The organism is Candidatus Electronema sp. TJ, from assembly GCF_048287355.1.
Classification (GTDB): domain Bacteria; phylum Desulfobacterota; class Desulfobulbia; order Desulfobulbales; family Desulfobulbaceae; genus Electronema.
Genome location: NZ_JBLWEP010000022.1, coordinates 1 through 21909, shown reverse-complemented (window position 1 = coordinate 21909; position 21909 = coordinate 1). Strand labels below are relative to the sequence as shown.

Here is a 21909-nt window from a genome sequence, read left to right as displayed (position 1 = left end):
TGCTCACCGGCTCTGCCGGAGATAGTCCGCATAGACCTTGGCAAAGTGCTTGGTCTGCTCCAGCGTGCCGACATTCATGCGGAAGCAGGTCTTGATTGCCGGGGCGACCATAGGCCGCACCAGTATGCCCCGCTCTTTGAGATAGGCAACGGCTCCGTCGCGGTCTTCCGGCTCAACCAGCATGAAATGGGCTGCGCCGGGATACTGCTTCACCTTGTTGGCACGGAAGAAGGCTTCCAGGTAGGGCTTGGCGAGCTGCATGGTCTCCTGCGGGAAACGCCGCCACTCCTCGGCAGCATCGTCAAGCTGCGCACCGGCAGCAACCAAGGCGCAGGCGTTGACATCGAACGGCCCGCGCACCTTGTGCAGCTCGGCAGTCAGGGCAGGATGCGCGATGCTGTAGCCCAAGCGCAGGCCACCCAAGGCAAAGGCTTTGGAGAAGGTGCGCAGGATGATCAGGTTCGGGTAGTCAGCAAGCAGTCCCTGCGCGGTGCTGCCGGTGAATTCAAAGTAGGCTTCATCCACAATCACCGGCAGGTCGGGCCGCAGGCGCAGCACTTCCTCAATCAGCTCCAGCGAGACCGACGCGCCGGTGGGGTTGTCCGGGTTGACCAGCACCGCCAGTTTAGTGGCTTGGGTGATTGCCGCCAAGTAGTCCCGGCGGGGGAAGCGCATGGCCGCATCATAGGGGATGCCGGTCACTTTCGCGCCGATCACCCCGGCAATCTGGGTGAACATGGGAAAGCCTGGCTGGGCCATGACCAGCTCGTCGCCTTCGCCCAGAAAAGCCCGCAGCACCACCTCGATGGCCTGATCCGAGCCGTTGGCAACCATGAGCTGCTCCGGCGCGGCCTGGGTGTAGCGGGCCAGCTTGGGCAGGAAGGCGGTGCAGTCCGGGTAGAGCGAGATGCGGTCGCTGTCAATGAAGTCGTGCAGGGCGGTCTTCACGCAGCCTGGCAGCGGCAGGGTGTTCTCGTTCAGATCAAAGCGCAGGTAGGCCGTGCGGTCAATGTGCGACCACGGCGGCTTATAGGTGGACAGCGCGGCGATTTGGGGTTTGACGTTGAGCATTGTTCTTTCCTCAGCCTTCCGTGACTTATCTTTGTTCAGCGTCATGCGTAAGTTTCTGCATCAGCACAGCGTCGCTTTCACGCCGGGCGGGATGCCTTTTCGGCAGGGGTTCTCTTGAAACACCTCCTTCAAGGCTTTGCCGAGCTGACGGAAGAGGAGCAGCCAGCCTTGCGCAGGCGCAATCTCTTGCCGGACATGCACCATGATGCTGCAATCCAGACCGCCTGCTAAGCCATCAAGAAAGTCGTCCATGTCTTCGGAGAACAGGCCGCCGAGCACATCCTGACCAAGCAGGAAGCTCTGGCGGAACGCGCTGTACGGCTCGGCAAACGGCACGAACTTGACGAACTTGCGGCCCTCAACGCTGACACCCACGCTCAAGGGCTGGCTGTCCAAGTCATCAGCCGCGCTGATACTGCTGCCTGCGCCCTGCACGCCGCAGCGGTTCATGCGGAGAATGAGCAGCTCTTTCAGCGCACGCCCCAGGACAAGACCAGTGTCCTCTGTCACCACATGGCTGGAACTCAGCCGCTCGGCAACAAAATCCACAGCCAGCGTGAAGCCTGCCTCTTGCGCCATTGCCTCCAGCAAGCCGCCAAAACCGCTGACTTGAATGGACGGCCCGACCTTGAAATTGTACATGCCGGGACAGTGCCCGCTGCACTGCACGGCCACGCGCACTCTGCTTTCCGCTGTAGTGCGGACAACTGCGGCGGTCTGCTCAGAAAGCTCCTCAACCACAATGCCGTGCGCCGGAGCGACCTTGCCAGCTGCCGCATCATCCTGAACTGACAGCATTTCCGGCGCAAACATCTTGCTCAGGGCGATGCCGATCGAGCGGAACACGCCTTCCCAAGCATGATGCGGGTCTTCCACCCCGCAGATGCGGATGTGCAGCCGCGCCTGCAAGCCTTGCGCCAAACCACGGAGCAGCTCCAAGAGCGGCACACTCGAAGCAAGCTGCTCGCAGCGCAGACCGAAAAACCACGTGGGATCAAGCTGCTCCACAGTTTCAATCAGCATGTCCGGCTCGGCGGCAATGGCCGCTGTGACTTCCGCGCTGCCGTCGTCAATCATGCCTAAGGCTGCTCCGCTCTCCGCTTGGCGAGGGAATCCAGCAATTGCCCGGCCCAAGGCAAGACCCAACTGCGGCCAGTCATTGCTGTTCCAGAACAAATCAATGCCGCAGCCCATCCGCCAAGCGATATGCTCGACCATGTGGCTGATAAAATCATTCGGCGTGAGCAGCTTCTTCTTGGTCGGCTCACCAAAACGCAGGGCAATCTGATTGGGCAGGAAGGAGGAATAGACTCTGCGGATGCAATCTGACTGTTCAAGCGCAGCAAATGTTGTGCCGCCTGTGGCCACGCCGATGGTGAAGCAGCCAGCCTTGCAGCCTGCCTCTGCGCCGAGCAGTGAATCTTCAATCACGGCGCACTGCGCTGGCGGAATTTCCAAAAGATTGGCGGCGTAGATGTAGGTGTCAGGCGCAGGCTTTGGCCGCAGGTTGTGCAGATCGTTACCGACAATCAGATCAAAATACGCGGCAATGCCAGACTGCGTGACAATCTTGCGCACATCTTCGGTCGGATTGTTGGAGACCACCGCTGTTTTGATGCCCTGCGCCCGGCAGGCGGCAAGAATCTCGACAATGCCCGGATTGACCGGAAAGACTGCCTCCTTGCGGATCTGATTGTACTCAGCAAGAACATCGTCCTGCACGGCATCTGCTGCGGTGATGCTGTGCTCGATCTCGACAAAGGCGAAAATCCGCCGCCAAAATTCAGGCGGATGATAAGCGAATATGGAGCGGATGAACTCTTTTGAGAGATGCACCGGCCTGCCAAGGTGTTTCTTCAGCAGCTCGCCGCAGAGGGAAAGGTCAAGACCGAGGCTGTCTAAAAGAACGCCGTCCATGTCGAAAAGGATGGCCTTGGTTTCGTCTGGCAGCCAGAGGATGTTGTCTAATTGCATCGGAATTTTGAATAAATTTTAGGCAGCCAACTGCAGAGGGAGCTGAAATCTTCCTGCCACGACACCGGCCACAGTCAAATCTTCGTCAATTTTCTCCCACCGCAGCGCATGTCCGCCAAGCTCTAACTGCACTTCTTGGAGCTGCTCATCAGACGCTTGACTGAGAATACGAAATCTGTCGGCAGGAAAGCCGACAACCCGACCATCTGTCAGCTCCATGTAAATCATTCTTTTTTCAACCCAAACACGAATGGCGACGGGTTCAATTGCAAGATTTGTGATATTCATGGTATTTGCAGATCAAAAAATCTCTATTCTCAAACACAAGATATTCTATTTCCCGCACGTCATGCGGCAGCATACCGTGATTGCTGGCCAAACCGACAGGAACAAGCCAGAACTTGCATTCAGTACCTGCGTAGCGGACGTGGATGTGCGTCGGATCATTGCCTTCGTCGGAATAAAAATGGAAACGGAATCGTCCGATTCTCAAAACGGTTGGCATATTGTTTATTTCTTTTTTCCGCCAAAATAGTAACCGGTAATACTGCCAATAATTGTTGAAGAGAATGCCAATATTTCTGAAAAATGTTTATTATCTAATGCGGCCATCACCCAAACCATGAATAAAGCAACATAAGCAAGCATTGTTGATAATAATGGTTCAAGACGTTTGTGCATTCTTTCTGTTTGTGGTTCTACATATCCACTGCCCTCACAAACGTTACATACAAGGCCATGCCTAACTTTATTGGAAAATAAGAGATTTAGGCAGCCAAAATGCTCTTTTACGCAAACATCACAACTGCTCCCATCTTTTCCAGAGTGACAGGAACCTTTTCCTTCGCAATGTGCGCAGGGAATCAATCGTGCCTGAATTTCCCCGTGTTGCACATCATGCGAAATCAGATTATTCTGTTCTTCCATTTACTTCCCAATACAAAACTTAGAAAACACCGCATCCAGCACGTCATCCGGCGTGGTCAGGCCGACGATGTCGGCAAGATGATCAAGGGCGGTCTGGAGGTCAACGGCCAGCAGATCGGCAGGCTCGCCCGCCAGCAGGGTCGCCTCAACTTGAGCGCAGGCGGCCAATGTCTTTTCCAGAATCAGCTTGTGGCGGAGATTGGGTGCACAGGCGGGCTGCTCGTCCATGTCCTCACCGCTGCCCATCGCCGCCTGCCAGACCGCATCCAGCAGGGCCTCGATGCCGCCGCTGCTCTTAGCCGCTGTCCGTACCTGCATTTCTCCAGCAAATTCATGGCTGATCCGCTCCAGCAGGCCGCTGTCCGCCGCGTCCACTTTGTTCAGCACCAAAATACGCTTCTTGCCCGCCAGCGACTGATGCAGCTCGCGGTCAGCGGCGGTCAGCTCCTGCGAGGCATCCAGCACCAGCAGCACCAAATCCGCCTGCTCGACCTTACGCCGCGCCCGCTCAATGCCCAGTCCTTCCACCGCGTCGGCGTGCTCGCGGATGCCCGCTGTATCAACTAAATGCACCGGAATGCCGCGCACCGAAATCAGCTCCTCGATGGTGTCGCGGGTGGTGCCAGGCAGATCGGCGACTAAGGCGCGTTCCTCGCGCAGCAGGGCGTTGAGCAGGCTGGACTTGCCGACATTGGGCCGCCCGGCGATCACCGCCTTGAAGCCCTCGCGGAAAATCCGTCCCTGCTCGGCCAAGGCCAATAGCTGCTGCAAGGGTTGCGCCGCCCGCGTCCGCAGCAACTCCAACAGCGGGCCGCTTTCGAGTATTTCTGCGGCATCATCAGGAAAATCAATCGCCACCTCGACCTGCGCCAGCAGCTCAACCAACGCGTCGCGCACCTCGCTGATCCGCTCGTACAACGCGCCTTGCAGATGCTCGGTCGCCAATTTCGCGCGGGCGGCGGTGCGGGCCTCGATCAAATCGGCCACCGCTTCGGCGCGGGTGAGATCAATTCGCCCGGCAAGAAATGCCCGCTTGGTGAACTCGCCTGGCTCGGCAGGCCGCGCTCCAGCCGCGATGGCCTCGGCAAGAACCGCCTGCAAAACCGGCCAACTGCCGTGGCTCTGGATTTCCGCCACGTCCTCGCAGGTGTAGCTGTGCGGCGCACGCATCAAAACCGCCATCGCCTCGTCCAGCACCGCGCCGCTGCGGTCAAACACCTTGCCGTAGCAGAGACGGTGGCTTTGCCAAGCGTTCTGCGGACGCTGCGGCACAAAGAGCCGCCGCAGGATGCCTTCCGCCTCCGGCCCGCTGATGCGGACGATGCCGATGCCGCCGCTGCCCGGAGCTGTGGCAACAGCGGCGATAGTGTCCTCAGTTTTCAGCCGGGCCGTCATTCTGCTGCCCTTTGCCGCCCTTGCGCGAGAACGGTTTTTTCTTGCCTGGCTTGTAGATCAGCACCTTTTTGAACAACCCTTCACCGACCGAACGGCTGCGCACCTCCTTGTCATCCTGCAAGAGCATATGCACCTCCCGCCGTTCTGAGGGATTGAGCGCGGGAATGGCCTGGGTCATGCCGTCCTCGCGCACTTGGGCGGCCAGCTCCAGCACCCGTTTTTTCAGCTCCTCAATCCGTCGCTCGCGGTAGTCGCCGACCTCAATGGCTAACTTGGTGCGGTCGGGCAGGAGACGGGTGGTCATTTTCCGCAGCAGATACTGGAGGCTGTCCAAGGTGCGGCCTTCCTGCCCGGTGAGGATATCCTGATGCTCGCCGCTGACTTTACAGACTACGGTCTGATTTTCCAGCTCCACAGTCACGCTGGACGGGCAGCTCATCAGCTCCAGCAGCTTGGCCACATCCTGCCGCACCGCTTCAAGGGCTTCGGCAGTCGGCGGCACGTAGGGGCCAAGCTCTTCCGCTGGAACTTCTTTGCTTTCGGATGCTACCACCTCTTTCTGCCGCTCAACCTTCTCCGGCTGCGGCTTCGGCGCAGGCTTTTTCTGCTCTCTCAGAGGCCGCTCTTTTTTCTTCGGCGGGGTCTTAGCTGGGGCAGGTTCCGCTGGCGGAACCGCTGCCTCAGCTTCCGGGCGGACGGACTCAGCAGCAGGCTTCGGCTGCCCTTTGCGGCTCACTCTGATCCGCGCCCGCTTCCGGCAGAGGCCGAAAATGCCGGGCGAGCCGGTCTCCAGCACATCAATGATCAAATCCTCCTGCGCGGCAGCCAGCTCCTTGCAGGCATTCACTATTGCGTCGGCAACATTGCTGCCGTAGAAATCCTGTTCTTTTGCCATGATGGCACCTCAATGCGGGACAGCCTCGGCGGCGGTCTGCCGGTTGATGAGCTGCTGCTGAAGAATGGACAGCAGGTTGCTGACAAACCAGTAGAGCACCAGCCCGGAGGCGAAATTGACAAACATGACCGTGAAAATAACCGGCATCATCTGCATCATCTTGGCCTGCTGCGGATCGGCGGTGGTCGGGGTCATCTTCTGTTGGAGGAACATCGTGCCGCCCATCAGCAGGGTGAGCACCGGAATGCCTTGCAGCCAAGGAATCTCGAAGCCAAGCATCAGGCGGTCAGGCGCGGATAGGTCGTTGATCCAGAGCATGAAGGGCGCATGGCGCAGCTCGATGGCCGCCATCAGCACCTTGTAGAGGGCGAAGAAGAAGGGAATCTGAATCAGCATCGGCAGGCAGCCCCCGAACGGATTGACCTTGTACGTCTTGTACATGGCCATCATCTCCTGATTCATCTTCGCCGGGTCGTCCTTGAACTTCTCCCGCAGCTTGGCCACCTTGGGCTGAATCTTCTGCATGTTCTTCATCGACTTCATGCCCTTGTGCGTCACCGGCCAGAAAGCCCCTTTGACCGCGCAGGTGAGCAGGATGATGGCGATGCCGTAATTGCCAAAGATGCCGTGGAAAAAATTGAGCAGCCAAAGCATCGGCCTTGCCAGCGGACTGAGCCAGCCGAAGTTGATTGTCTCTTCCAGTCCGTAGCCGACTTCCTTCAGCAGCGAGAGTTTTTTCGGGCCGAAATAGCCTTCGTGCTCGAACACGGCGGATACGCCCGGAGCCAGCTCTTTCTGGCCTTCGCTAAGAACAGTGCGGATGTGCTGCTCGCCGGAGCGGCTGATGCTGATGCTGCCGCTGCCGCTCTTCTCCGGCAGCAGGGTGAGCATGAAATAGCTGTCCATGTGCCCGGCCCAGCCGATTTCGCCCTGCACCAGCAGCGGCCCTTGCGCCAGCTCTTTGAGCGGGATTTCATGCAGCTGCTTGTTGACATAGACCGTCGGGCCGCTGAAAAGGCCGTTGCTGGCTCCGGCGGTGAACGGCCCGTTGCTCATGGACAGGGCCGGAAGCACCCGCGCCGGAGCCGAGCCGCTGTTGCTCACGGTGGCGACGCTGCCGATCAGGTAGCTGTCGGCATGAAAAGTCAGCTTGCGCTCAATGCGCAGGCCGCCCGCCAGCTCGGCCCGCAGGATCAGGCTGCTGTCGCCCTGCGTGAGGCTGACCGCTGTTTTCTCCGCCTTGAACAGAGGCATCTCGCTGGCCGCCCCGCCGTCCAACGTGAAGGCCAGCGGCAAGTCCGCCGGATTGCTGACCGTGATCAACTCCACCGGCGGCGCGTTCTTATCCCGCGTCTGGCGGTAATTTTTGAGAATGAAGCTCTTCAGGCCGCCGCCCTGCTCGAAGAAGACCGCCTTGTAGAGCGGGGTCTCCACCTTGATCTCGCGGGCATCGGCATTGACAGCCACTTGCGCTGCGGCGGGCATGGACGCTGCTTGCTCCTGGGTCTGCGCCGGAACAGCGGCGGACTGAGCTGCGCTCTGCTGCCGCCCCTCAAGAGGCGCGACTGGCTTGGGCGGGGGAAATAAATACTGCCAGCCCAGAAGGATGAGCATGGAAAGAATGATGGCCAGCAAGGCCCGGTAGGTGTCCATTGTTGTATTGTGTCGGTCGAAAAGGAAAAGTCCGGCGGAACAGCGGCAGTTCTGCGGCGTTATTCAACCGGATCATAGCCGCCTGCGGCGAAGGGATGGCAGCGCAGGATGCGCCGCACGGCCAGCAGGCCGCCCCGCCCCGCGCCGTGGCGGGTCAGTGCTTGAACCGCGTATTCGGAACAGGTGGGGATGTAGCGGCAGCAGGGCGGAAAAAGCGGGGAAATGCAGAGCTGATAGCCGCGTACAAGCAGCAGGCAGCAGCGCACGGCCAAGCTGCTGCGGCCACACTCAGGCTGCCGCTGCATCGCGCCGCTCCGGCAGGCCGGTCAGCACCGCCACCGCCGCCCGCACCTCGTTCAGGCCATCAAGAGTGAATTCAGGCCGCACGGCAAAGACGATGTCGCTGGAGCCGGGGAAAATCTCCCGGTGCAGGCGGAAGGTTTCGCGGACAAGCCGCTTGATCCGGTTGCGGCGCACAGCACAGCCGGTCTTACCCGGCACGCTGATGCCGAGACGGCTGCCCGGCTGGCTGCCGCTCAGGCAGACTAACTGGAAGCCCGGCCCGCGCAGCCGCCTGCCCTGCCGGTACACCAGGCTGAACTCTCCGCTCTTCCTGAGCAGGCAGGATTTGGGCAGAGCGAAGGGCTTCATGCGGATCAGGCGGAGAGCCGCTTCCGTCCCTTGGCCCGCCGCCGCCGGATCACGGCCCGACCGGATTTGGTGCTCATGCGCTCGCGGAATCCGTGAGTGCGGGCGCGTTTGATATTGCTGGGCTGAAATGTTCTCTTGCTCATGATCTGGGTTCCTGATGCTGATGTTGATGAATGTTCCGGGCCTGCTGTCCTGCTGCCTTGCTCAGAAATTCCGCTGCACGGGCAATGTTTTCATGGACAGGGAGAGCTGCGGTGTGCACAATACGGGCAGACAGAGGCCACCGTCTTGAATTGAAACTTTTTATTCTACTCAGCGGCGGCTGGGCTGTCAAATTATTTCCCTCTGGAACGGAGAAAGGCGATGAGCACAGCAGCGGAACCGCTTCGGCTGACGGAGCTGGCGGCGTATCAGGAAGGATCGGTGGTAAGCAGGACGCTGCTTGCCAAGCTCACGGGCACCGTGACCCTCTTTGCCTTTGCGCAGGGACAGGGCCTGAGCGAGCACACCGCGCCGTTTGACGCGATGGTGCAGATCCTTGAGGGCGAGGCGGAGATCACCCTTGCCGGCCAGCTGTTCCGGCTGGGAGCAGGCGAGATGCTCATCATGCCCGCGCAGCAGCCGCACGCCCTGCGCGCGCTCACGCCCTTCAAGATGCTGCTGACTATGATACGGTCATGAGCGGACCGCGTCCGCCAGCCCGTACTTGGCCGCGTAGCCCCTCGGCGTGACCATCTTGCCCTGAAAAGCGAAGGTCGCGCTGTTGCCGATGATCACCGTGCTCTGCATCCCGATCTCCTCGTCCAGCATCCTGGCCAAGGTGCTCAGGCGCACGCTCTCATGCGGGCGGCCCACGCCGGTGACGATGCCTGCCGGGGTCTCCGGTACGCGGTGCTCCAGCATGATCTCCTGCGCCCGGACGATCTGGCTGGAGCGTCTGCCGGACTTGGGATTGTAGAGGACAATGACGAAGTCGGCGGCGGCGGCGGCGTGGAGGCGTTTTTCAATCAGCGGCCACGGAGTCATCAGGTCGGAGAGGCTGACAGCGGCGAAATCGTGCATCAGCGGTGCGCCGAGCACGGCGGCGCAGGCGTTGAGGGCGGCGATGCCGGGGATGATTTCAATCCCGCAGGTGCTGCCGTTTTCTTTCGCCAGCTCATAGACCAGCCCGGCCATCGCGTAGATGCCCGGATCGCCGCCGCAGATCAGGGCGACGCGCTTGCCCTCATCTGCCAGGGCCAGAGCGCGGCGGCAGCGGTCAATCTCCTGCATCATGGCCGAGGAAAGCACGTCCTGCTCAGGCCGGACAAGGTGCGCGATCAAATCCAGATAGGTGCGGTAGCCCGCGACCACTTCAGCCTGCTCGACAGCCAGCCGGGCGCGGGGCGTGATCAGGTCTGCCGCGCCTGGGCCGATGCCGACCACGGCGAGCAGGCCGGTCTTGACGGGTTCTGCTGCGTTCATAAAAATAAACGGTTAGGGAAACTTGTTCGGATGATGCGCACAGGCCAAAAAGCTCCTTGCGCCTGTTCCCGGCAAGATGGTAAACAGAACCGGACGCTGCGGCATGTCCGCCGGAAAAAAATTCCGCTCACTATACTCTATTGCCTTAGCCCTTGGGAGATAAAAAATATGGCTGCTGTTGCCCCGTTCCGCGCTCTGCGCTACAACCCCGCCAAGATCGAGCGGCTGGATGATGTCTTCACCCCGCCCTACGACATCATCTCTGCCAAAGACGGGGAGAAGCTGCGGCAAAAGAACCCCTACTCGATGATCAACCTTGACCTGCGCAACACGGCTCAGGATGAAACAGCGGACGATGGCCGCTATCAGCAGGCCTGCGACCGTTTCACAGCCTGGCAGGAAGAGGCGGTGCTGGTTCGCGACGCGCAGCCCGCCATCTACCTCTACAGCATCGAGTACCAGCATCCCAACGGCAGGCGGCTGACCCGCAAGGGCATCGTTGCGCTGGTCGGATTGGCCGAATTTAGCGAGGGCATCGTCCGACCGCACGAAAAGACCTTTGCCGGGGTGATCGGCGACCGCCTCAAGCTGATGGAGACCTGCGCCGCCCAGTTCAGCAAGATATTTTCCATCTACTCTGACCCGCAGCAGGAGGTCATCCGCTGCTTGGAGCAGGCGCAGGAGCCGCAGCCGTTCTTGCGGGTCAAGGACGGCAACGCCAACAGCCACACTCTCTGGCGGGTGACAGACGCGGCGGCGATTGCCAAGGTGCGGCAGTTCTTTGCTGACAGGCCAGTGTACATTGCCGACGGCCATCACCGCTACACCACCGCCTTGGAACACCGCCGCCGGATGCTGGCCGCCAATCCTGAGCTGCCTGCTGATCATCCCTGCAACTTCATTATGATGTACCTCTGCGGCTGCGAGGATCCCGGCCTGTCCGTGCTGCCCACGCACCGCTTGCTGCGCTGGCCCGGCGAGATGAGCGCGGACGCGCTGGCGGCGAAGATGAGCGCAGGGCTGGATGTGGCGGAGATCACTCAAGGCAGCCGCGAAAGCCTGCTTGCCGAGACCTTCAACCGCATGGACGAGGCTGAGGCGGACAGCGGTCTGCCCGCTTTCGGGGTCTATCATCCGGGCGAGAACCGCTCCTTCCTGCTCGCCGCCACGCCGCAGACCTTCGCCGCCAGTCCAGCCTTGACGGCCAAGCCGGAGGTGCTGCGCGGCTTGGATGTGGTCGTGCTCTCTGACTTCCTCATTCAGGAGCAGCTTGGCCTCAGCCACGAGCAGTGCGTGCGCGAGAAGCTGGTCAGCTACATCAGCGACCCGGACGAGGCCATTGACGCGGCGGTCAAGCAGAGCGTGGCCGAGGACGGACACACGCCGCTGCTCTTTCTCCTCAATCCGACCAAGGTGGCGCAGGTGCTGCAGGTGGCGGACAGCGGCAATATCATGCCGCACAAGTCCACCTTCTTCTACCCGAAGATCCTCACCGGCCTGCTGATCAGGAAGCTGGACGAGGCGGTGCGCCTGTGATTCCTTGAAAAGACCGCTTGCCTGACGCAGGCCTGCGCAGGAGCGGCGATCAGGAAAGGAACGCCTCAGGATCACAGGACTTTCCTCTCCGCTTGAAAGGCTGAATTTCCTGCCTTGGATGCCGTTTTCCCCGCATCGAACGGCTCATTCCCCGCATCGAATGCCTCATTGCCAGCTGGAAATGAGGCATTGCCAGCTGGAAACGTGCCATTGCCAGTTGGCAATGAGGCATTGCCAGCAAGGAATGAGGCGTTGCCAGCTGGCAATGAGGCATTTCCAGTTGGCAACGTGTCATTGCCAGCAAGGAATGAGGTATTGCCAGCTGGCAATGGGGCATTTCCAGTTGGCAATGAGGCATTGCCAGCAGGGAATGAGGCATTTCCAGCTGGCAATGGGGCGTTCCCAGCAGCGAACAGCGGGCAGCAAACCGCTGCAACCACTGTCAACGCCGCCATGAGATCCTTGCCAGCAGGGAATAAGGCGTTGCCAGGTGGCAATGGGGTGTTCCCAGCAGCGACCGGCGGACAGCAAACCGCTGAACTGCTATCAACGCCGCCGTGAGATTTTTCCGAGGACAGGCTTCTTTGCCTTGCGGCAGCAAAGTCCTTGACAGACCTGCCGCGCCAGCTTAGGATGATTGGCTGAACGTTGCACGGCATCTCAACCAGTTAAAGCAAGGAGGCAGCGCATATCATGCCGACAGGCAGCGAACCCCCGGAGTCAATCCCAGAAGATATTCTCGCCTGTTTTATCAAGGTGCTGGAGGAGCGGAAGGTTCCAGCAGAGGACAGGGACAGCTGGCTGCGGGACATGGCCGGACAGCACAAGGAGCTGCTCCTGCTCTTGGACAGCCCGCAGATGGCGCGGCTGCCGAACGAGGCGGCGCAGGCCGTTGCGGCAGGCAGTTGGAGCAGGGCCGAGACGTTGCTGGAAGAGGCCGCCGCTGAGATTCAGGCCGGGCTGGCCCTCCTTCAGCGCATTCAGCTGCGTCACGCCAGGGCCGCCGAATGCTGGATGCAGGCCGCTGACCTGCTGCCGCAGGAGCGCAAGGCGGAACGCGCCCGCTGGCTGCACAACGCGGCCTATGACCTGCACCGCATCGGCTTCCACAGCGAAGCACTGCCTCTCTTTGAGGAGAGCTTGGGACTCAGCGTGGAGAGCGGCGACAGCAAGGGTGAATGCGTGACGCTGAACAACTTGGCCGCAGCCGCCTACAAGATAGGCGATTATGACAAAGCCAGGAGCTGCTTGGAACGGAGTCTTGCCATCAGCTTGGAGACCGGCGACAAGGCGGCGGAGGCAGTGACCTGCTGGAACATCGGCATGGCCTGCGCGGAGCAGAACGACCTTGCCGCTATGGAGCGGTATATCAGACGCGCCAAGCAGCTTGCGGAGGAGGTGTTTGGCGGCGGCCAGCCGCCTGATGCTGGATCAGCAGAGACGTGACCGACTGTCCGTGCGAACAGCCGCTGTTGACTGAGGACACCCTCTTCAATGGCCGGCTTGCCTGCCGCCAGCATCGGCAGGGCTACCGCTTCTCAGTGGACGCGGTGCTGCTGGCCCACTTCTGCCGTCCAGCAGCGCGGAGCAGGGTGCTCGACCTTGGCTGCGGCTGCGGGGTCATCAGCCTGATTCTCTGCCACCGCCATCCTGAGCTGCGCCTGACCGGACTGGAATTGCAGCCCGCCTTGGCCGAGCTGGCCCGGAGCAACGCCGAGGCCAATCAGCTTGGCGGCCGCTTCGCTGTCCGGCAGGGCGACCTGCGCCGGATCGGCGAGCGCATCCTGCCGGAGTCCTTTGATCTGGTGGTCAGCAACCCGCCCTACCACCGGGTCGGCGGCGGCAGAATCAGCCGGGAGGACGAATGCGCCTTGGCCAGGCATGAGCTGGCCGCTGACCCGGACTCGGTGCTGGCGGCGGCGGCCTTCGCAGTGAAAAACCGGGGCGCGGTCTGCTGCATTTATCCGGCGGAGCGCTTGGCTTCGGTGCTGGCGGCGATGACGCGCAGCAGACTGACTCCCAAACGCCTTCAGCCGGTGCACAGCTGCCCCGAAGATGGCCAAGCGCGGCTAACGCTGATCGAGGCGGTGAAGAACGGCGGCGAGGGCCTGCGTCTGCTGCCGCCCCTGCATGTCTATCAGCGCAGGAACGGGCCATATTCGCCGGAGGTGGCAAGGATGTACGAAGCCGCCGCATGAGGCTTGCGTCAATCGCCGCCCGCTGCTTGCGGAGCGGCCAGCTCCCCGCAGACCGCCGCGAGCAATTCCCACAGTTCGGGCCATCGCTCTTTCGGCACAGTCAGCCGGACAAGCCCCTGCTCGACATCCACAGTGGAGAGCACGGCCAAGCCGTCGTAGCCTTCAAGCAGGAAGCGGAACAGGCTGATGCGGTCAGTACGGATGCGGAGGAAAAAGGTGCGCATGATCTGAGCTTGAGGGACGTTGAAGCCGGAGGAGAGCAGGATGCGCCTCCTCCGGCAGCAAGGAAAAATCAGACCTTCAGCGAGGCATCGACCCCGCCAAGCAGGTCTTGATGACGCTCCAGCACCGGCGCAACCACCTCGTCCAGGAATTCCTCAGTCTGCTGGGCGGCCCGGCCTGTGAACTCCTGATGATTGCCAAGCAGCTCCTCCAGCTCGTCCAAGGAATAGGGCACACGCTTGTCCTTGGCCAGCCGGAGCAGCAGGTCGTTGTCCAAACCTTCTTCCTTCACCGCCAGACCGGCAGCGACAGAATGCTCGCGGATGACCTCGTGCATCTCCTGACGGCTTTGCCCTCGCTCGACACAGGCCATGAGGATTTTCTCCGTGGCCATGAAGGGCAGCTCGACCCGCAGATGCTTTTCAATCTGCTTCGGATAGACCACCATGCCGCTGGTGATGTTGACGTAAAGTTTGAGAATTGCGTCGGTGAGCAGGAATGCTTGGGCCATGTCCATGCGCCGGATGGCGGAATCGTCCAGCGTCCGCTCAAACCACTGGTTGGCGGCGGTGGCGGCGAAATCGGCAGGCAATCCCATCAGCTTGCGGGCCAAGCCGGTCATGCGCTCGGAGCGCATCGGGTTGCGCTTGTAGGCCATGGCCGAGCTGCCGACCTGCTTCTGCTCGAACGGCTCTTCTTGCACTTTCAGGTTGGAGAGCAGGCGCAGATCAACGGCGAATTTGTGCGCTGACGCGCCGATGCCAGCCAGCGTCTCGGCGGTCTTCATGTCCAGCTTGCGCGGATAGGTCTGCCCAGTGACCGGAAAGACCTGATCAAAGCCGAGCTTCTCCGCCACGCGCCGGTCGAGTTCGCGCACCTTGGCGTGGTCGCCGTGAAACAGCTCAATGAAGGTGGCCTGCGTGCCGACCGTGCCTTTCGCGCCCCGCGCCTTGATCTGCCGCTCCAAGGACTCGATATATTCCAAGTCCATGAGCAAATCTTGGATGTACAAGGTGTTGCGCTTGCCAACGGTAGTCGGCTGGGCGGGCTGATAATGGGTGAAGCCGAGCGTGGCCATGTCCTTGTACGTGCGGCAAAACTCGGCCAGATTGGCGATGACGTTGACCAAAGCCTTCTTGATCAGACGTAACGCTCTCTTCTGGATGATCAAGTCAGTGTTGCAGACCACAAACTGCGAGGTCGCGCCAAGATGAATGATGGCCTCTGCTTTCGGGCACTGCTGGCCGTAGACATGGACATGAGCCATGACATCATGGCGTATCTCCTTCTCTTTCGCCGCCGCCGCCGCAAAATCGACATCATCCACATGGCTTTTCAGCTCGTCCACCATCTCTTGGCTGACCAGTTCCAAACCCAGCTCGTGCTGCGCCTCGGCCAAGGCCACCCAGCACCGCCGCCAGGTGGTGAACTTGAAGCGTTCAGAGAAAAGCTCCTGCATTTCTCGGCTGGTGTAGCGGCTGACCAAAGGCTCCTGATATATGTCGTGATTCATGGCGATGTGTTGCGGCTGAAGGTTGATGTGCGGGGAAGAATTGGCGGTATTTAAGCGCAATCCGCTGGAAAAGTCCACAGCGAAGGGTGAATGCGGGGCTGTTTCAAATTGACCCGGCGGACAGATCAGCATATAATCTGCATCATTATGCAGCCCGGCCAAAAGGGCGGATTCCTCCGCAACCGACAGTGACGCAGGAGCGCAGCTGTGGATTATTTCCTCCAGAACCTGATCAACGCCCTTCAGTGGGGCAGTTTTTACGCCGTGATCTCCATCGGCTATTCGATGGTCTATGGTGTGCTGATGCTCTTCAACTTCGCCCACGGCGACATCTTCATGACCGGCACCTACATCGGCTGCGGCGTGGCCGCATTGCTGCTGGCCTTGCTCGGTCCTTTTCTGCCGGGCTGGGCGGTGTTCCTGCTCACGGTGGCCGTCACCATGTTCGTCGCCGCATGGCTGGGTGTGGCGGTGGAGCTGGTCGGCTACCGGCCCCTGCGTCACGCGCCCCGCGCCTCCGCCGCCATCACCGGCCTGATGATCGGCATCATCTTGGAGACCGGCAATCTGATCCTGCTCGGCACCAAGCGCTTGAGTTTCCCATCCCTGATCGAACAGCAGACTTGGCAGCTCGGCGGAGTCCATTTCACTAATGTCAAGGTGCTGATTATTGCGGTGTCGCTGGTCTTGATGCTCAGTCTGCACGCCTTCATCCATAAAAGCAAATGGGGCATGGCGATGCGGGCCATGTCTTATGAATTCCACGCCGTGCCGCTGATGGGCATTCCGGTCAACGTGCTGGCTCCGCTCACTTTTGCCATTGGTGCAGGGCTGGCCTCAGTGGCAGGCATTCTCTATGGCCAAGCCTATCCGGTGCTTGATCCGCACATGGGCGTTTTGCTTGGCTGGAAGGCCTTTGTCGCCGCCATTCTCGGCGGACGCGGCTCGATCATGGGTGCGGCCTTGGCCGGGTATCTGCTCGGCGCGATAGAAATTTTCACCGCGATGATCTTCCCGTCCTCCTTCCGCGACCTGATCGCCTATTCGATCATTCTGGTGATCTTGACTTTCCGTCCGCGCGGCTTTTTCGGCATGGCCCACAGCACACAGCTCCGGCTGTGAGCGGCATCCTCCAGCATTCGCAGCGGAGCAGGCCAAGTCTGCTCCGCATTCTCATATTCAGAATTTGACACGTGGAGCCTTCCCATGAGCGACCTGAAAAAGATGTACACCACCATCCTCGGCGATTCCTTCCCGATGGAGATGACCATTTCTTTCGGCGGCCAGACCTTGGTGTACCGCAAGAAGACCTGGGCCATTCCCCAGGAGGACGGCACAGTTGACGAGCGCGGCCTGCGCTACGGCGAGAACCCAGATCAGGAGGCGGCCCTGTACGAGCTGGTCAACGGCAACCTCGTGCTCGGCAACTGCAAGTACATTGAGCCGGGCAAAGGGCTGGTCAGCGGCATCCGTGTGGAGGATATGCTGCAAGTGGGCAAACATCCAGGCAAGATCAACCTGACTGACGTGGACAACGGCCTTAACATCATCAAGTATCTGATGGATAAACCTGCGGCGGTGATCCTCAAGCACAACAACCCCTGCGGCGCAGCTGTTGGCGCAACCTTGGCCGAGGCCTACAACCGCGCCAACCGGGCCGACCGCATCGCCGCGTTCGGCGGAGCGGTGGTCACCAGCCGGGCGATTGACAAAGCGACAGCCGAGCTGATGAGCCAAAATTATCTGGAGGTAGTCTGTGCCCCGGACTTTGAAGAGGGTGCGCTGGACATTCTCGCCAAGGCCAAGAATCTGCGCATCATCCGCATTGACGGCATCAAGCGGCTGGCTGAGTTTGAAACCTGCCGCTTTGTGGACTTCAAATCTTTGATTGACGGCGGCATCATTGTCCAGCAGTCGGCGGTTAATGCCATCCGCTCTGCGGCTGATCTGAAACCGGCGTTCGCCACTTGGAAAGGCAAAGAATACCGCTGTGAGCGCCAGCCTGACCAGCGCGAGTTAGACGACATGATCTTCGGCTGGGCCGTGGAGCATGGAGTCACCTCCAACTCGGTCATCTACGTGAAGGACGGCTGCACAGTGGGCATCGGCACCGGCGAGCAAGATCGGGTCGGCGTGGCGGAGATAGCAGTTTACAAGGCGTATGTGAAATATGCGGACATTTGCTGCTTTGATCGGTTCGGTATCCCCTACGCAGACTTGGCTCTTGAAGTCGGGCAGGGCAAGCGGGATGCGGCGGACAAAGCGGAGATTGATGCGAAGGTGAAGGCGGACCGGGCAGGGCTGCCCGGTTCCGTTATGATCTCAGATGCCTTCTTTCCCTTCCGCGATGCAGCGGATGTGGGTATTCGCGAGGGAGCAACCGCCATTTTGCAGGCAGGCGGCTCCATGCGGGATTATGCCTCTATTGAAGCCTGCAACGAAGCCCGCCCGCAGGCGGCGATGATGTTCACCGGCTGCCGGGCGTTTAAGCATTGAAGAAAAATAACCGTTGTTCCTGCTGTCTTTTATAGACAGCAGGAGGAAGTTACAGTGTAGCTTTAACAAGCACCCCAAGAAGGGCTTTTAGTTTGCCGTATGGATAGACGACAAACTCAACTTTCTTGTCGTCAGCCATCGCCGTGAGTGCTGTCGCAAACATTCCATCGTTATCTAAACTAGGATACAACACAAAATTGGTGCCCAGTGTCCATCCTGAATCATTGCATGTAATCTCCAAGAGACGATACATGCCTGCAGCCGGCGCATTGTCAGGTGTGCCTGTGCCTAAATATACTGAGCCTACTTTTGTAATCGTTCCATCGTTACACGTAGTCCCATACTGATAAGCGTAGGAACTTGTTGCAGCCAAGGCCAGAAAAGACAGCCCGGCGACGGCCCCTGCCAAAAATCTGTTTTTTGTTTTCATCTTGCTATCCTCCAAGAATTTGAATCTTCCGCCGATGTCAGGCATCCTGCTGTTTTCAGGCTTTTTCTCTTCATTCTGCTCATGCATGGGCCGTGCATCGTACCAATCTGACTCCTTTATTTACTTATACCTCCGGCAGAATGGCTTGTCAATATATCTTGTCAAAAAGGCTGCGCAAATCATGCAGGTTTAGAAAAAACGATTTTACCCGCAATAAGAAGGAGCAAGAATACTCAAATGTCCTGCTCATAGGGCATCTTTGGTTCCTGAACCTGAACCCTCACTAATCCTCGCACTGAGTTGGCGGTATAAATCTCTGCCGCCATACGCACCTCATTCACGGTCAGCACCCGCTCTGCCGTTTTATTTTGCTCCAGCAGCATACGCCGAAACGTTCCCGCCAAAAGGCCGCAGCTCACCGGCGGCGTGAAAAGCGGGCCATCTTTCTCCAGCCGGACAAAGAGGTTGGTGATGCTTCCTTCCGTCACTTGCCCAGCGGTATTGACAAAAAGCACTTCGTGAAAGCCCTGCGCAACGGCTCTGCTGCGCTCCAGGTCGTACAGCCCCCGCCGGGTAGTTTTATGAAAGCGGTGCGGATCAGAGAAATCAATCCGCTCCGGCGAAAAAACCGCTTTCGGCAGCTGCGCAGGAGGAGGCTCTGTCGGCAAAGCAGCAGATGTTATTTCAAATCTGCCGTCGCGGTGCAGGAGCAGGCGGACTCGCAGCCGTTCGTTCCGCTTTCTGGCTGCCGCCGCTATCAGTTCTTCCCGTGCTTCGTTAATATCGCAGCAGAAATGGAAAAATCGGGCTGAATCCGCCAGCCTCTCCAAATGGTAATCAAGGAGGAAAAAGCCGCTTTCCGGCTGCCAGAGCAAGGTTTCGATGAGCTGGAAATCCGGCTCATTTTTTGTTAGAAAATTCCCTTTGAGCAGACATTCCGCCCACTCCTCTTCTGGCTGCGAATCGGCGACAATGCCGGAGCCAATGCCCATGCGGCCCCTGCCTCGTTCCAGCTCCACCGTGCGGATCGGCACGTTGAAACAGCTTTCTTTGCAGCTGGTGAAACCGACTGCGCCGCAATAGACACCGCGCTGCTGCTGCTCCAGCTCGTGGATGATTTCCATTGTTCTAATTTTGGGCGCACCAGTAACCGAGCCGCACGGAAATAAGGCTGTGGCAATCTGGCGGAACGATGGTGCCGCCCCGGCTTGAATGCCGTCAATGGTCGAGGTCATTTGCAGCAGCGATTCGTAGATCTCCACCTCGAACAGGGCGCGGGGAATAACCTGCCCGCCGCTGGATTCGTGGAGCAGGCGGCCCAAATCGTTGCGGAGCAAATCAATAATCATCACGTTTTCACTCCGATTCTTTGGGTCGGCCTGAAGCAGCGTCCGCCGCTCCTCATCCTCGGCAGTGGTTCGGCCTCGGCGCAGGGTGCCTTTCATAGGCCGCACTTGCACTTTCTCTGCGTCGGCACGGAAGAACAACTCTGGAGAGAAGCTGAGGATGTCCCGCCCATGAAATCGAATCCACGCGCTGTAGCAGACTGATTGATTGCGGCGCAGGGCGCGGTACAACGCTGCTGCTGCGCCATGAAAAACAAAATCGAAATGAAGGGTGAAGTTGACCTGATAACTATCCCCAGCTTGGATGTACTCTTGGATTTTCTCAACTGCGCGCAAATATTCTTCTTGAGAAATGCTTGTCCGCAACTCCTTGCAGGCAAAGGAATCTTCTGCCGTGCTCTCCTCGCTTGGCCATGTGCCGCCGCTGCATAGGCCGGTCTGATGATCGAAAATCAGCGGCTCCTCATAGATGCCAAACACAGCCAATGGCCGACTGTCTTTGGCAAGAAAACGGCGCAGCCGGGGTTCCAACAAATAGCCGAATTCATAATCCAGCCACCCGGCCAAATACAAGCCTTGCTGCCGAAACTGATCGACCTGCTCTAAGAATGCTGCTGCGTCATCGCCAGAATGACAAAGAAGATGGCTGCTTGGATTATGGAAAAGGAAGGAGCGGTGATTCTCTTGCGTGACTCTGGAGCTTTCCAAAAAAACAACATCATCCTGCTGGGCGAGCCAAGAGCTGAGGCGGAGGATATCGGCATCGCTGAAGGGTTTCAATGCGGCGCGTCAGAGATTTTTTTGCCATGTTCCCACAGCTCTTCCTGCGAAGAGCCATCTTTGGCCGTGAACATTCCTTTGCCGTGCTTTTTGCCATTTACCCAGCCGCCGGAATATCGAGTGCCATCTGCGTAGCTCATGATGCCGTTGCCATGCGGCCTGTTGTCCTGCATCTCGCCGAGATATTTGTTGCCTGTCTTGGTGATCACAGCGCAATTTCGGCGGCATTGCCCTTCCTCCATCACGCCGTCCAATGTCAGGAAGATCTTGTTCTTGGCAAACCAAAGCAGCTGTCCCGGTCCGCTGGCCTTGCCGTCTTTGCATTCGCCTGACCATGATACTGCTTCATCAGGAATCGGCTGGGGATTTCTGATCTGACAGCCAGTTCTTAGATCTGCAATCCAATACTGCTCAGCCGCATGAATCAAGGATGCGCAGCAGAGCATGCCGATGACAAAAAATATTTTCCGTTTCATTTCTTTTGTCCATTCTCCCACGTCTCTTCTTGAGAAGATCCGTCTTTGGCAGTGTATTTCCCTTTGCCGTGCCGTCGCCCTTCTGACCACTCTCCTTCATATTTGCTGCCGTCCTCATATATCATAACACCAGGACCATGCGGTACATCATCTTTAAATTCTCCAGTGTATTTATGCTTGCCATCGGTAGAGGATAACTCTCCTTTGCCATGCATCTTGCCATTTTTCCATTCGCCGGAATACACTTCTCCGCTGGCAAATTTCAAGGTTCCTTTGCCGCTCCGCTCGCCGTCTTTGAATTCGCCTTCATATTTGCTGCCGTCAGCACGGGTGATTTCGCCTTTGCCATGCGGCAGGTTGTCCTTCATCTCCCCAGTGTAGCTGTCGCCGCTCTTCATTTTGACAGCGCATTCCTGAGCGCAGCGGCCATCGTGCAGCACCCCGGTGATGGTGCTTTGCAGTTCGCTGTGGCTATACCATTCCAAGGTGCCTTTGCCCTCAGCGTTGCCGTCTTTGCATTCGCCTGACCAAGTTATGGATTCATCCGAGGCAGGAACAGGGTTCCACACCTTGCAGCCGGTCTTGGCATCGGCAATCCAGCCGCCTTGAGCACTGGTGTTCCCGCTGTCTTCAGCGTGGGCAAAGGCGGAGGAAAGGCAGAACAAAAAAGCAGTCATCATATATTTCATCGCAATCACCATAATGCGTTTATTCTCTGGATCAACTGGCTGTTTGCCAAACAGAAGGCCGATGCTGCCGAGCTGTGAAAGATGCGTGCCGAACAAGAACCTTCGGCTGTCATGCAGTAGCTTTCTTCTGCTGAGCAATAGAAGGTTGCTGCCTATCTTAATCCCTTTGCTGTCAAACAGCAGAAGGTGTTTG

Annotated in this window: 25 protein-coding genes; 6 read left to right on the top strand and 19 right to left on the bottom strand. The window is 59.0% G+C overall.

The features are described from left to right. Nucleotides 1-3 precede the first annotated feature (3 nt). From ACNKID_RS03110 to rpmH, 11 genes are read right to left on the bottom strand one after another with little or no spacing between them, the layout of a single operon-like run. On the bottom strand, nt 4-1071 hold the full coding sequence (locus tag ACNKID_RS03110; RefSeq protein WP_417911973.1) for a pyridoxal phosphate-dependent aminotransferase: 1068 nt from the start codon (nt 1069-1071) through the stop codon (nt 4-6). A gap of 60 nt (nt 1072-1131) precedes the next feature. Next, a complete protein-coding gene (locus ACNKID_RS03105) occupies nt 1132-3045 on the bottom strand; it encodes an HAD-IA family hydrolase (RefSeq protein ID WP_417911972.1) in 1914 nt (637 codons plus the stop codon). A gap of 18 nt (nt 3046-3063) precedes the next feature. After that, nucleotides 3064-3333 carry a DUF2442 domain-containing protein gene (locus tag ACNKID_RS03100; protein WP_417911971.1) on the bottom strand — a complete coding sequence of 90 codons (270 nt, stop codon included), beginning with the start codon at nt 3331-3333 and terminating at the stop codon, nt 3064-3066. Continuing rightward, nucleotides 3308-3550, bottom strand: a complete 243-nt coding sequence (locus ACNKID_RS03095; RefSeq protein ID WP_417911970.1) for a DUF4160 domain-containing protein — start codon at nt 3548-3550, stop codon at nt 3308-3310. The genes ACNKID_RS03100 and ACNKID_RS03095 overlap by 26 nt, the downstream gene beginning before the upstream one ends. Nucleotides 3551-3555: 5 nt before the next feature. After that, nucleotides 3556-3972, bottom strand: coding sequence for a molecular chaperone DnaJ (locus tag ACNKID_RS03090; protein ID WP_417911969.1), 417 nt, complete (start codon nt 3970-3972; stop codon nt 3556-3558). Beyond that, nucleotides 3973-5367, bottom strand: a complete 1395-nt coding sequence (gene mnmE, locus ACNKID_RS03085; protein ID WP_417911968.1) for a tRNA uridine-5-carboxymethylaminomethyl(34) synthesis GTPase MnmE — start codon at nt 5365-5367, stop codon at nt 3973-3975. Then, a complete protein-coding gene (locus ACNKID_RS03080; protein WP_417911967.1) occupies nt 5345-6262 on the bottom strand; it encodes a protein jag in 918 nt (305 codons plus the stop codon). Before ACNKID_RS03080 ends, mnmE begins: the two co-directional genes overlap by 23 nt. Nucleotides 6263-6271: 9 nt before the next feature. Next, the gene (gene yidC, locus ACNKID_RS03075) at nt 6272-7915 is read right to left on the bottom strand and encodes a membrane protein insertase YidC (protein ID WP_417911966.1); all 1644 of its coding nucleotides are present in this window, start codon (nt 7913-7915) and stop codon (nt 6272-6274) included. 59 nt (nt 7916-7974) lie between these two features. Then, nucleotides 7975-8220, bottom strand: a complete 246-nt coding sequence (gene yidD, locus ACNKID_RS03070; protein ID WP_417911965.1) for a membrane protein insertion efficiency factor YidD — start codon at nt 8218-8220, stop codon at nt 7975-7977. After that, a complete protein-coding gene (rnpA, locus tag ACNKID_RS03065) occupies nt 8204-8566 on the bottom strand; it encodes a ribonuclease P protein component (protein WP_417911964.1) in 363 nt (120 codons plus the stop codon). The genes yidD and rnpA overlap by 17 nt, the downstream gene beginning before the upstream one ends. A 5-nt stretch (nt 8567-8571) precedes the next feature. Beyond that, nucleotides 8572-8709, bottom strand: a complete 138-nt coding sequence (gene rpmH, locus ACNKID_RS03060) for a 50S ribosomal protein L34 (RefSeq protein ID WP_417911963.1) — start codon at nt 8707-8709, stop codon at nt 8572-8574. Nucleotides 8710-8929: 220 nt separating this feature from the next. Between rpmH and ACNKID_RS03055 the strand changes: the two genes are divergently transcribed. Then, nucleotides 8930-9247, top strand: coding sequence for a cupin domain-containing protein (locus ACNKID_RS03055; RefSeq protein ID WP_417911962.1), 318 nt, complete (start codon nt 8930-8932; stop codon nt 9245-9247). Here the strand turns inward: ACNKID_RS03055 and cobJ are convergent. Beyond that, nucleotides 9242-10030 (bottom strand): precorrin-3B C(17)-methyltransferase, encoded by a 789-nt coding sequence (cobJ, locus tag ACNKID_RS03050; protein ID WP_417911961.1) that lies wholly within the window; start codon nt 10028-10030, stop codon nt 9242-9244. The two genes, ACNKID_RS03055 and cobJ, sit on opposite strands and share 6 nt — an antisense overlap. Before the next feature lie 168 nt (nt 10031-10198). Between cobJ and ACNKID_RS03045 the strand changes: the two genes are divergently transcribed. Beyond that, the gene (locus ACNKID_RS03045; RefSeq protein ID WP_417911960.1) at nt 10199-11566 is read left to right on the top strand and encodes a DUF1015 domain-containing protein; all 1368 of its coding nucleotides are present in this window, start codon (nt 10199-10201) and stop codon (nt 11564-11566) included. 71 nt (nt 11567-11637) lie between these two features. Here ACNKID_RS03045 and ACNKID_RS03040 read toward each other — a convergent pair whose 3' ends face one another. Further along, the gene (locus ACNKID_RS03040) at nt 11638-12063 is read right to left on the bottom strand and encodes a hypothetical protein (RefSeq protein WP_417911959.1); all 426 of its coding nucleotides are present in this window, start codon (nt 12061-12063) and stop codon (nt 11638-11640) included. Between the two features lie 196 nt (nt 12064-12259). Here ACNKID_RS03040 and ACNKID_RS03035 point away from each other — a divergent pair, with 196 nt between their 5' ends. Continuing rightward, nucleotides 12260-13012 (top strand): tetratricopeptide repeat protein, encoded by a 753-nt coding sequence (locus ACNKID_RS03035; RefSeq protein ID WP_417911958.1) that lies wholly within the window; start codon nt 12260-12262, stop codon nt 13010-13012. Further along, on the top strand, nt 13009-13764 hold the full coding sequence (locus ACNKID_RS03030) for a tRNA1(Val) (adenine(37)-N6)-methyltransferase (RefSeq protein WP_417911957.1): 756 nt from the start codon (nt 13009-13011) through the stop codon (nt 13762-13764). Before ACNKID_RS03035 ends, ACNKID_RS03030 begins: the two co-directional genes overlap by 4 nt. Before the next feature lie 8 nt (nt 13765-13772). On the opposite strand, the gene ACNKID_RS03025 is transcribed toward ACNKID_RS03030, so the two are convergent. Both ACNKID_RS03025 and purB read right to left on the bottom strand, forming a co-directional pair. Then, entirely contained in the window at nt 13773-13988 is a 216-nt protein-coding gene (locus ACNKID_RS03025) for a DUF4911 domain-containing protein (protein ID WP_417911956.1), read from the bottom strand. A 68-nt stretch (nt 13989-14056) separates the two neighbouring features. Then, complete coding sequence (gene purB / locus ACNKID_RS03020) at nt 14057-15499, bottom strand: adenylosuccinate lyase (protein WP_417911955.1); 1443 nt, start codon at nt 15497-15499, stop codon at nt 14057-14059. A 207-nt stretch (nt 15500-15706) separates the two neighbouring features. Here purB and ACNKID_RS03015 point away from each other — a divergent pair, with 207 nt between their 5' ends. Beyond that, entirely contained in the window at nt 15707-16621 is a 915-nt protein-coding gene (locus tag ACNKID_RS03015; protein WP_417911954.1) for a branched-chain amino acid ABC transporter permease, read from the top strand. Nucleotides 16622-16705: 84 nt separating this feature from the next. Continuing rightward, a complete protein-coding gene (locus ACNKID_RS03010) occupies nt 16706-17995 on the top strand; it encodes an IMP cyclohydrolase (RefSeq protein WP_417911953.1) in 1290 nt (429 codons plus the stop codon). A gap of 49 nt (nt 17996-18044) precedes the next feature. On the opposite strand, the gene ACNKID_RS03005 is transcribed toward ACNKID_RS03010, so the two are convergent. The 4 genes from ACNKID_RS03005 to ACNKID_RS02990 form a co-directional block, all read right to left on the bottom strand. Then, the gene (locus ACNKID_RS03005; RefSeq protein ID WP_417911952.1) at nt 18045-18512 is read right to left on the bottom strand and encodes a hypothetical protein; all 468 of its coding nucleotides are present in this window, start codon (nt 18510-18512) and stop codon (nt 18045-18047) included. Between the two features lie 146 nt (nt 18513-18658). Continuing rightward, the gene (pabB, locus tag ACNKID_RS03000; protein ID WP_417911951.1) at nt 18659-20551 is read right to left on the bottom strand and encodes an aminodeoxychorismate synthase component I; all 1893 of its coding nucleotides are present in this window, start codon (nt 20549-20551) and stop codon (nt 18659-18661) included. After that, the gene (locus tag ACNKID_RS02995; protein ID WP_417911950.1) at nt 20548-21027 is read right to left on the bottom strand and encodes a hypothetical protein; all 480 of its coding nucleotides are present in this window, start codon (nt 21025-21027) and stop codon (nt 20548-20550) included. Before ACNKID_RS02995 ends, pabB begins: the two co-directional genes overlap by 4 nt. Next, the coding region (locus ACNKID_RS02990) for an MORN repeat-containing protein (RefSeq protein WP_417911949.1) at nt 21024-21909 on the bottom strand (886 nt) is incomplete at its 5' end. The genes ACNKID_RS02995 and ACNKID_RS02990, both read right to left, overlap by 4 nt.